The sequence below is a fragment of the Mesorhizobium sp. M7A.F.Ca.CA.004.12.1.1 genome (genome assembly GCF_003997835.1).
Lineage (GTDB): Bacteria > Pseudomonadota > Alphaproteobacteria > Rhizobiales > Rhizobiaceae > Mesorhizobium.
Genome location: NZ_RZRK01000144.1, coordinates 1 through 10,105 on the forward strand (window position 1 = coordinate 1; position 10,105 = coordinate 10,105).

The 10,105-nt window shown below is 63.9% G+C and carries 11 protein-coding genes and 1 pseudogene; all 12 read right to left on the bottom strand.

Translation table 11 applies throughout. The annotated features are described in order from the left end of the window. The coding region (locus EN984_RS10300; protein WP_164765428.1) for an MFS transporter at window positions 1–1,480 on the bottom strand (1,480 nt) is incomplete at its 3' end. Window positions 1,481–1,710: 230 nt separating this feature from the next. Beyond that, window positions 1,711–1,977 (bottom strand): flagellar biosynthesis protein FliQ, encoded by a 267-nt coding sequence (gene fliQ / locus EN984_RS10305; RefSeq protein ID WP_023810020.1) that lies wholly within the window; start codon window positions 1,975–1,977, stop codon window positions 1,711–1,713. A 24-nt stretch (window positions 1,978–2,001) separates the two neighbouring features. Then, complete coding sequence (gene flgD / locus EN984_RS10310) at window positions 2,002–2,409, bottom strand: flagellar hook assembly protein FlgD (RefSeq protein WP_013529774.1); 408 nt, start codon at window positions 2,407–2,409, stop codon at window positions 2,002–2,004. After that, window positions 2,409–2,852, bottom strand: coding sequence for a flagellar biosynthesis repressor FlbT (gene flbT, locus EN984_RS10315; RefSeq protein ID WP_027038236.1), 444 nt, complete (start codon window positions 2,850–2,852; stop codon window positions 2,409–2,411). The genes flgD and flbT overlap by 1 nt, the downstream gene beginning before the upstream one ends. Continuing rightward, window positions 2,849–3,196 carry a flagellar biosynthesis regulator FlaF gene (gene flaF, locus EN984_RS10320; protein WP_023810018.1) on the bottom strand — a complete coding sequence of 116 codons (348 nt, stop codon included), beginning with the start codon at window positions 3,194–3,196 and terminating at the stop codon, window positions 2,849–2,851. Before flaF ends, flbT begins: the two co-directional genes overlap by 4 nt. A gap of 31 nt (window positions 3,197–3,227) precedes the next feature. Then, window positions 3,228–4,271, bottom strand: coding sequence for a flagellar hook-associated family protein (locus tag EN984_RS10325; protein ID WP_127269451.1), 1,044 nt, complete (start codon window positions 4,269–4,271; stop codon window positions 3,228–3,230). 4 nt (window positions 4,272–4,275) lie between these two features. After that, entirely contained in the window at window positions 4,276–5,730 is a 1,455-nt protein-coding gene (flgK, locus tag EN984_RS10330; RefSeq protein ID WP_127271695.1) for a flagellar hook-associated protein FlgK, read from the bottom strand. Between the two features lie 27 nt (window positions 5,731–5,757). Next, entirely contained in the window at window positions 5,758–7,017 is a 1,260-nt protein-coding gene (locus EN984_RS10335) for a flagellar hook protein FlgE (RefSeq protein ID WP_127271693.1), read from the bottom strand. Window positions 7,018–7,096: 79 nt separating this feature from the next. Further along, window positions 7,097–7,765 (bottom strand): response regulator transcription factor, encoded by a 669-nt coding sequence (locus EN984_RS10340; protein WP_013529780.1) that lies wholly within the window; start codon window positions 7,763–7,765, stop codon window positions 7,097–7,099. Window positions 7,766–7,987: 222 nt separating this feature from the next. After that, the gene (locus EN984_RS10345) at window positions 7,988–8,575 is read right to left on the bottom strand and encodes a transglycosylase SLT domain-containing protein (RefSeq protein ID WP_050592657.1); all 588 of its coding nucleotides are present in this window, start codon (window positions 8,573–8,575) and stop codon (window positions 7,988–7,990) included. Continuing rightward, window positions 8,505–9,611, bottom strand: coding sequence for a flagellar hook-length control protein FliK (locus EN984_RS10350; RefSeq protein WP_245456905.1), 1,107 nt, complete (start codon window positions 9,609–9,611; stop codon window positions 8,505–8,507). Before EN984_RS10350 ends, EN984_RS10345 begins: the two co-directional genes overlap by 71 nt. A 272-nt stretch (window positions 9,612–9,883) precedes the next feature. Then, window positions 9,884–10,105 (bottom strand): annotated as a pseudogene (locus EN984_RS10355) (chemotaxis protein MotC); the annotation flags it as partial.

Genomic DNA, 10,105 nt, shown 5'->3' on the forward strand with positions numbered 1-10,105 from the left:
ATTCGATCCAGGTCGGCGTGTGATAATGCTCGATCCATACGGTGGGATTCTCGAGATCGCGCGCCAGCGTCCAGTTGCGGGCGCCGTCACGACGGCGGATGCGGCCGCGTTCGGCCATGATGGCGAGGAACTCCGGTTCGTCCTCGTGCCGGATCACATACTCGATCATGATGGCGATGGGACCACTGCGCGGCTTCAGGTCAAGCGCAAGGTGCGGTTCCTTAAAGCGATTGAGCGGGTCGAGGTTGAGCACCTGCTGTTGCGGCAGCGGGAGCAAAAGACCGATGGCGCCGCCGGCCAGCATGGCGACGCTGGCTGCGATCAGCGCGGTTTCGGCGCCGTGCGCATCGGCGACGACACCCCAGATCCAGCTGCCGAGCGCGATGCCGCCGAAAGTCGCGGTCTGGTAGACCGACAGCACCCGGCCGACCACCCAGCGCGGCGTCGCCATCTGCACCGTGACGTTGAAATGCGAAAGCGCGATCACCCAGCAGGCGCCGCCGACAAGCAGGCCGAGCGACGTCTGCCAGGCATGCTGGCTGACGGCGGCATTGAATGCGCAGACAGCGAAGCCGGCAAAAGCACAGCGCACCATCGTCTCGCTGGACAGCAACTGCCGCAGCCTGACGCTGATCAAGGCGCCGCCGACCGCGCCGATGCCGAAGGCGCCGAGCATGATGCCATAGGTCAGCGCATCGCCCTTGACGACATCGCGCGCCACCAGAGGCAGCAACGCAAGCACAGCGCCTGCACTGAAGCCGAACGCAGCACCCCTGACCAGCACCTTGCCGATGTTGGGCGACATGGCGACATAGCGCAGGCCGGCGCCCATGGCAGCCCCCAGCGACTCGCGCGGCAAGGTCGATACCGGCACGTCCGGCTTCCAGCGCGCCAGCACGACGATCAGGCCGATATAGCTCACCGCGTTCGCCGCGAAGGCGGCCGCGGCACCGGCCGCGGCGACGATGATGCCGCCGATCGCCGGACCGACGCTGCGTGTCAGGTTAAAGCCCATCGAATTGAGGGCGACGGCCGCCGGCACCTTGTTGCGGGGGACGATGTCGCCGACGGAGGCTTGCCATGACGGGCTGTTGAGCGCGGTGCCGCTGTCGATCAGGAAGGTGAAGGCGAGCAGCGTCCACGGCGTGATCAGGCCTGAATAGGTGAACAGGGTCAGAAGCACCGACACCACCAGCATGAAGGTCTGGGCGACAAGCATCACCTTGCGCCGGTCGAAACTGTCGGCGATGGCGCCGGCTACGAGTGCAAACAGCATGATCGGCAAGGTGGTCGAAGCCTGGACCAGGGCCACCTGATAGGGCGAGGTGGCGATCGTGGTCATCATCCAGGCGGCGCCGACACCCTGGATCAAGCCACCGAAATTCGAGACGAGACTTGCGCCCCACACGGCGCGGAAAATGCCGTGCCGGAAGGGCGCCAGCGCCGAGACGCTCTCGCTGTCCGGCTTTTCGTCAATCATTTGGGGTTCCTGCCATGTCGTGCCTGCTCGTCAGACAATCCGTTTGCGCAGACCGTTTGCCGAAAGTAGGGCATGGCGCCGCAAAGGGCAAAAAAGCGCATGGTCCAACAATGGGATAGAGGCGGTCCAGGCCTTGTCCGCCGTGGGTCCGGAGGTGCCGCGGGGATCGGCGGCGTCTGTCCTCGCACAATTGCGAACGGCATGCCGCGGCACACCATCCTGGAACAGGCTCAGAAGCCGTTCTGGATGCGCTCGAAGATGACGTTGGTGAAGGCCGATATCTGGCTGCCGATGAAGGGGCCGGTCAACGCCACCACCAGCATGATCGCGACGATCTTCGGCACGAAGGTCAAGGTGATCTCCTGTACCTGCGTCAGCGCCTGGATGAGGGCGATGCCGATGCCGACCGCCATGGCGACCAGCACCACCGGAGCGGACGCGACGAGCACCGTCCACACCGCGTACTGGACGATGTCGAGAGCGTCGGCCTCATTCATGGGACTGGCTCTCTGTCGAAAGCGTCAGCTTGCTGCCTTGACCGAGACTCCCGGACCGACGGCGACTTCGGTGCCGTTCTGCAGCACGGCGATGAGACCGTTGCTGGCGAGGCGCACCGAAGCCACGGTGCCCGTGGTCAGGCCGTCGGCGGAGGTGATCGAGCGCCCGATCAGTGCGTCGGCCTGCGACAGCGCCGAGGACTGCATGATCTGATTGAGCTTGGTGTTGGTCTGCACCGACTGCTCGACCTGAGAGAAGGTGGCGAGCTGGGCGACATATTGCGTCGAATCCATCGGCTTGGTCGGATCCTGGTTCTTCATCTCGGCGATCAGAAGCTTCAGGAAGGACTGGTAGTCGACCGCTGTCTTCGAGGTCGACGCCGTGGCCTGATTGGCGCCTGTCGGAATCGTCGTCGTCATGTCCACGTTCATCAGTATCGTGCTCCCACGGCCAGCGGGCGCTCGGCACCCAAAACATCGTCATTACCACCCAGCGCGCGGCGTTCGAGCGGATAAAGCGCGCGGATCGCCTTCAGCGCCTCGTAGATATGATCCTCGCCGACCATGCGGTCGATCTGTTTCAGCGCGCTGCAGATCTGGGTGTCCTCGAAGCTTGCCAGAAGCAGCGGCAGCGAACGGCGGAACATGTCGCGCGCCGCGGCGGCGCCGGCCGGGTTCATCAGCATGACCTGCAGGATGAAATAAAGCTGCTTGAGCGGCGTCGAGGCATCGTCGGCCTGGATCACGTGGCTTTCGAGCAGGAACTGGACGTCGTTCATCAATTCGACGGTGACCTTGCGGTCGACCCGGATGACGGCGCCGTTGATGTAGATCTTTTCGTTCGGCTTCAGCGATATCTTCAGCGTGTTGGTCATTGAATGCCGTCCCTGATGATCTGGGACACCTCGATCAACCCTTCGAAATTGTTGGTGCGGCCCTGACGGATGTCCTCCGCCTCGCGCAGCAGCCACAGGCCGATGGAAATGAGATTGGCGCGCAGTTCCTTGGGCAGGGCGTTGTCGCTGGAGCCAAGATCCTCGACGAAGGCGGTCCAGACGCGGTTGGTGAAGTGAAGCGCCTCGATCGCTTCCATGGAATCGTGGCCGGCCGCTGCTGCCGCCGCCAGCATGTCGATCGAGCGGGTCAGAAGCTCCCGCTCGCGGTCCTTCGCGTCGGCAACGGAGTTGCTCTGGATGTCGGCGTAGGAGAATTGGTACATCGTTGGGGCTCTACCGTTCCGTTAAGCGTTGTCAGGTCAGGTAATTCAACAGGCTGAGCTGCTGCAGGCGTGCGGTCAACGCGAAAGACGTTTCGATGTGCTGTGTCAGGTCCGCGACCCGTGTCGCGGCTGCCGCCGGATCGACGGCTTCCAGATCGAGAATGTGCCGTTCGAAAAGGTCGACCTGCGTTTTCATCCGATCGTTGGCATCGGAAACCCGCTTCTGGACGATGCCGGTCTCGGATTGAAGCTGGCCAATGCCGCTCAGCGCTTCGCCAACCAATGTGGTGGAGCGGCTGACAACCGTATTCTTCGCCGCCTGGCTGATGTTGCTGGACATCAGGCTGCTGACCATGGCTGCGGCCATGGCGAGTTTCTGAATGCCATCGCTGTTGGCGCTGGTCGAAGTCGGTGTGGTTTCGTTGAGTGCGATGCGGCTGACGATCTGCTGGTCGGTGGCGTTCGACCAGTCGCCCTGCCAACCCGCGCCCGTGAACAGCGGCGCGACATCGTTGGTGATGAAATCGTCCATCTGGGCGGCCGTGATGTTGGCCGCTGCCGGGTCGTCCTGGGTGAAACCGAAATTGGTGAGGAAAGCGGTATCGAATGCAGCCTTGGCGGGAGAGCCGGCAGCCGTGAAATCGTTGATCGGCTTGACGTCGGTGTTGGTGCCGGCAAACAGATATTCACCATTGACGCTGGTGTTGAGGATCGAGGTCAGCTGCTGGATGGTCGCCTTGCCGGAGTCCCGGGTGAGGCTGTTGGACGAGTCGCTTGAGGAAGCGGTGGTCAGGGCGGACAGGAAGGTCTGAGCGGCGCCGGAGAGCTGGCCAAGCGAGGTCTGTGTCGAGGAAAGCCTCGCGCCGACCAGGCCGTTGGAATCGATAATGACGTTGAGCCGGTCGAGATCGCGCGAGAAGGTGACGGACTGGGCGGTGCGCCCTCCGAGAGCCAGCCCGACATCGGCGACCCTGCCGGTCGACGCTTCCTTCGTGGCTTTGACGAGTTCGGCCTGCATGCGCATCTGCTGGGAGCGCATGGCATTGGAGATTGCGGCCGAGGAGACTGAAGTCATGGAATTATCCCACCGCGTTGAGCAAGGCCGTCAGCATGTCGTCGACGGTTTTCATCATCCGGGCCGATGCCTGGTAGGTGTGTTCGAGGTCGAGCAGCAACGACATTTCCTGGTCGACATTGACCCCGGTCGCGTTGGACAGCGCTTCGGCGCTGCGCGATGCCAGTGCTTCCTTGGCATCGGAGGCGGTCGAAGCCTGCTGGCGCACGCCCTCGAACCAGCCGATCGAACTGGCGGCGTAGTCGGATACGCTGGAGGTTGCCGAAACGCCGGCGGCGGGGTCGAAAGTCATCGGCTGGTCGAGCCGGTCGCCATAGGCGACCAGAAGGGTGGAATAGGACGCGCCGCCGCCCGTGTTGGCGACATAGGCCGCACCATTGGCGCCGCCGTCGCGCAGCAGCGTCGGGTTGCCGCCGGTGCTCGGGTCCATCGCTGCATTGACGCTGATGGACGCGGCAAGGCCGGTGACCAGCGTGCCGGCGGCCGGCACGGCCGGCGCTCCCGACCAGGTGAACAGGCCGGCGGCATTGGCCATCGAGGGTGCGGTCTCGGCAAAAGCGGTGATCAGGCCACGCGCGGTCTCGTCGAGCTGGCTCTGCATGGTCGAGGCGACGCCGTCGCGCAATTGCAGCAGGCCGGCAAGCGTGCCGCTGGCGCTGGTGTTGCCGCCGGCTCCCGCCGAGATCGGCACGTTGTCGATGTAAACGGCATTGCCGGCGGCACCCGCGGTATAGCCTGCCGACGCCGCGAAGGTGACCGTGCGCGGTATCGTCTCGAACAAAGTCGTGCCGTCGCCGGTGGTGATGACCATGTCATTGTCGCCTCGCGTGAAGGTCGACACCGGGACATAGTTCGAAATCTTCTTCAAAAGCGCGTCGCGCTGGTCGAGCGCATCGGAAACGTCGGTGCCGGAACGGGTTCCGGACATGACCGCCGTGTTGGCATCCTGGAACTGGCTGAGCAGCGAGTTCAGGTCATCGACGGCGGTGGCGATCTGGCCGTCGGTCTGGGTGCGGAAATCCTGGACTGCCTTGGAGCCCTCGTTGAGCGAGCGCACGACCTGTTTGGCGGCGTCGATGACCGAGGCGCCGAGGTTCTGGTTCGACGGCGAGGTGGCGTAGAGCTGCAGCGCCTGCTGCAGGTTGGCGATCGCGGTCGAGGGCGAGGACGCATTGTCGACGCCATTGACCGCGACGCCCAGCTGATCCATGCCGCTGTAGAGCGCGTTCTGCCCGCTCCAGGCCGATAGCGCGCCGAGATTCTGGCGAAACAAAAGCTCGTTGGCTGCGCGCTGGATATCGACCGAACGCGCGCCCGGCGCCGTGCTGGTGACGACGGCCTGGCGCCGCGAATAGTCCGGATTGGAGGCGTCGGCGACGTTGCGCGAGACAACGCTTGTCTGTCGCGCGGTGTTCATAAGCGCCGACTGGGCGATACTCAATGCGGTAGACAGTGACATGCGGGTCTTTCGCGGGCGACGCCCGTCTTATCTCTTCAGGTTGACAAGGACGTCCATCAGATCGGAACCGGTCTGGAAGACTTTCGAATTGGCGGTGTAGCTGCGCTGCGCCGCGATCATGTTGGTCAGTTCTTCGGCGATGTCGACGTTGGAATTCTCGAGCGCGCCGGAGATGATGGAGCCGAGTTTGCCTTCATTGGCAAAGCCGACACGAACCGCGCCGGACTCGGTGCCCTGCGAATAGACGTTGCCGGGCAGCGCGGTGAGCTGGTCCGGGCTCTGCACGTCGGCCAGCGGAATCTTGTAGAGCGGCTTGGTCGAACCGTCCTTGTACTGTGCGTAGATGGTGCCGTCCTTGCTGATCTGGACCTTGTCGATGGTGCTCGGCGCGTTGCCGTTGACCTGGGCATCGGAAACCGTGAAGCCGGCGCCAAGCTGGGTCAGCGCAGACAGATCGATATTGAGGGTGGCGCCGTTCGGCACGGTAAATGAAACGCCGGTGGGCGTGCCGGTGAGCTTGCCGGTGGTGGTGTCGAAGGTCAGGTTGGCCGAGCCCAGCAAGCCGCCAGCGGTGTAGGGGAACGATGTTCCAGCGGTGGCCTTCGACTGATCGAAGACCGCCACCTGCCAGGTGCCGGCGCCGGTGTTGGTGAAATAGACGTCGAGCAGCTTCTTGTTGCCGAGATTGTCGTAGGCGACCATCGAGGATTTCGACGTGTATTGCGCGGTCGCAGCGTTGGCGGCGGGCAGGTTGGCGGTCGCGACCGGTGTCGCGCCGGCCGGCAGGTTGCCGGCATAGCTGCCCTCGGTGCTCGGCGTTGCGGTCATTCCCTGGTCGGAGATGACAACCGGGACCAACCCCTCGAAGCCATTGACCGTCGCTGCCGGTACGCCGTTGTCGTAGCTGTACGCCATCAGCTGGAAGCCGGCCGAGTTGACAAGTCTGCCTTGACCGTCGGGAACGAAAGCGCCGGCCCGGGTCAGGTAGGGGGTGCCGCTCGGATCCTGGACGACAAAGAAGCCATCGCCGCTGACGGCAAGGTCGGAAACCGAGGTCGTGTACTGAAGCACACCCGGATCGCTGACCGCCTGGCGGATCGTCGTGGTGACGCCGCCGGAATTGTAGGCACCGCCGGTCGACGGCATGACCAGCGTCGAGAATTCGGCGGAGGAGCGCTTGTAGCCGGTGGTGTCGGAATTGGCGATGTTGTCGGCGACCGTCGATAGGCGGTTTGCCTGGGCGTTCATGCCGGAAACGCCGGTCCGCATCATTCCGTAGAGGCTCATCGAAACGTCTCCGCTGTGTCCATGCTGCTGGCTACGAGGCTACGCATGTTTTCTTGCGCGAGGCTGGCGCGGCGCTGCATCAGAAGACGAGCCGGTAGCCGAGGAAACGCTTGGAATCGATCGGGTCGGTGCCCAGCTTCTCGCGCAGCTTCTTGCGCAGTTTGCTGATGTGGCTTTCCACCACGTTCTCCTCGACCTCTTCGTCGAAGATGCCGTAGATGGCGTTGAAAACCTGGGTCTTGGTGACACGGCGCCCGCGATTGCTCGCCAGATATTCGAGGATGCGGCGTTCACGGCGCGGCAGGGGGAGGGGCTGACCGTCGATCTCGGGGTCGCGGCCATCCATGAAGATGCGCATGGCGCCGATCTCGGTGTAGGCGACGTCTTCCTGGGCGCGGCGGCGGATGGCGGTGATGCGGGCCAGGATCTCGCGGATATGGACGGGCTTGCGAATGACGTCGTCGACGCCGCTCTCGAACAACCGGAGCGTGTTCTCCAGCGAATGCTGTTCGCTGAGCGCAATCACCGGGGCGCCGGTGCGGTCGCGGATCTGGCGCGGAGAGATGGAACCCTCGCGGCAGTCGCCGATGAGGAAGGCCCTGACCGAGCGCAGATCGGTGTCTGCGGCAGAGTTCACCCACTCACCGAATTCGCCGGACGCAAAGCCTGCACAGGCGATGCCCTCACGATCGAAAAGTGAATTGTATCCCTCTGTTACGAGCTCGCGCTCGTCAACGATCACAATCATCGGCCCCGCCTTCCGAATCAAATCATTTGCCCCGTGAAGAGAGGCGTATCCGCTGGCGGGAATCCTGAACAACCGTCATTTCTTGTAGCTAGTTTCTTGGGAGTCTGGAATCGTTTCGGTTGCATTAGCGGGCGGCCAGATGTGCTTTCGGCGGCAAGTTCTGACCAAGTCAAACCAACAATTCGGGTTGTACGGTTTGTCTATTAGTAACGGGAAATGCGCTTACGGGTTGCAGAATCCGCGGGCGTTCGCGGTCCATTTTCCAAAGCCGGTGGCGACCATGTTGGCAATGACGCGGCAGACATAGATCTTCTGCGCCGGGTCGTTGTCGGGACCGGCATGATAGCGGGCCACGGCCATAGACCAGGTCTCGTGACGGGCATGAAGGCTGGCCAGGAAGCGCGCCGCATAGTCGACGTTCTGGCGTGGGTCGAGCATGTCCTCGACGCTGCGAAAATGCGATGCGTGGTAGTGGTGATTGATCTGCATGCAGCCCAGATCGATCAGGGTCTTGCCCTCGCGCCGGGCATTGGCGAAGGCGGCAAGGGCCTCGGTCCGGCTCCTCGGAAAGACTGCTTTTCCTTCTATATTCAAGGCATTGGGTTGAAGGCTGCCCTTGTTTCCGGTCTCCGTCAGGCCAACGGCATAGAGGATGCCGGCGGGTACGCCATAACGATCCGCGGCGCGCAGGATCTCCGGCTCGCAGGGGTTGGCCGCGGCTGCGGCGGCGTTTGCCGCGCTAGATAAAGATATCGCTGCCAGCGCGCTCGCGAGCAGGCGAAGTGCCGCGGCCGTAGTCCTGCGCGTCATCGTTGCGTTTCCCTGAGGATTGCTGGCCCGGTTGCTGGCCGCCGGCTCCACCATTGCCGCTGCCCGAATTCCCCGGTTGAAAGGATGCTGGATCGCGGCCTGTCGCCGCCGCCATAGGAGCGGTTGCATCCGCCCGGGTTGTAGCGGGAACTGCTACCGAAGGTTGCAGTATCGTGACCTTGTCAACCTCGAAGCCGAGCCCCCGCAGCGACTTGACGATGGCCTCGCTGTCGGCCGACAGCCGACGATAAGCGTCGTGCGTTTCCGGCTTCAGCTCAATCGAGAGTTGTTCCCCGGAGAGGCGAAGATTGGCCGTCACCATGCCGAGTTCGGCGGGGTGGAGTTCGATCTTCAACACATGTGTCGGAACGGCAACAGAGCTGGCCAGATGGGTGGGCGTGGGTGAGGCTGAAAGCGCCTTTTGCGGCCCGGCGTCGGTGGCTATGGCGTTGATCACATTGAGGGCTGCCTGGCTGATGGGACTCTGCGGCGGTGCGGGGAAGCTCCGTTCCGACACCACGTCGATGCGCGCAGTGGGCAGGGACTGTTTTCCCGCTTCGGGACGCATCGAGGACTGGACATCCTCGATGCTCTTCATCGCATTCGCGGCGTGCTTCGACCGCACGCCGGGCACATCGGCAGCCGGCGCGTCCGGCAGCTTCTGGGCCGCCGCCGCGGCGTCGCGTTTTGTCGCGCTGGAGGCAGCGCTCGGTGACTGACCGTCAAGCGCCGTCAAAGGTCCGTCGACGATCGACGCCTGCTCCGGCTTCGACATGGTTTCGAGTGCTTCGCGTCCGCCCGCGGCTTTTGGCCGGTAGGTCTTTGGCAGTGAAGCCTGCCCATCGAGCGCCGGGTCCGACGGATTCTCGCCGGTGGTCGTATTGCCCCCGGCTGCCTTGGCCGTTGTCGAGAAATGCCACAGGTCATGAAACGCGATCAGCAGCGGCAGGTCGTCCTGAAGCGGCTCGGCGTCCGGCGCCGTCTCTTCAGCGTCGGCCTTCGCGTTTGCTTCCAAATCGTCCTTGCCGGTTTTCACGTTTGCCACTTTGGCCGAGATGGTCCTTGCGGGCTCGGCCGATGCTGGTTCGGCCTTGGCGTCATGCCCGGCAAGGCCGGCCGCGAGCTTGCTCCAGCACTGGTCGCGCGATCCCGCCTCTGTCGACGGCTGCCGTTCCGGGCGGGCAGCACCGGCATCGTCGCGCAGCATCTTGCCGAAGCCGGCGTCATCGTTCCTGCCGTTCGCGGCCGGCTGCTCCGACGTCGCGCGCGTGGAGGCAAATCCTGGCAAGGCCGAGCCGAGGCTGGTGGTCATTTGGGGGCGGCTCCAAGCATCTGGTCGATCAGGTCGAGCTGTCGACGTGTTCTGGTCATGGCGGCGTCGGTCGGATCGGCGGGCTCTGGGCCGGCTGCGGGTGACGGTGCCGACGCCGGCATGACAGTCGCAGGGTCGGGGGATGCCGCTGCTGCCGTGTCCGGCGCATTGGCGGCTGGTCCGCTGGAGGCCGCGGTGACGGCGGGTTGCTCCGAGAT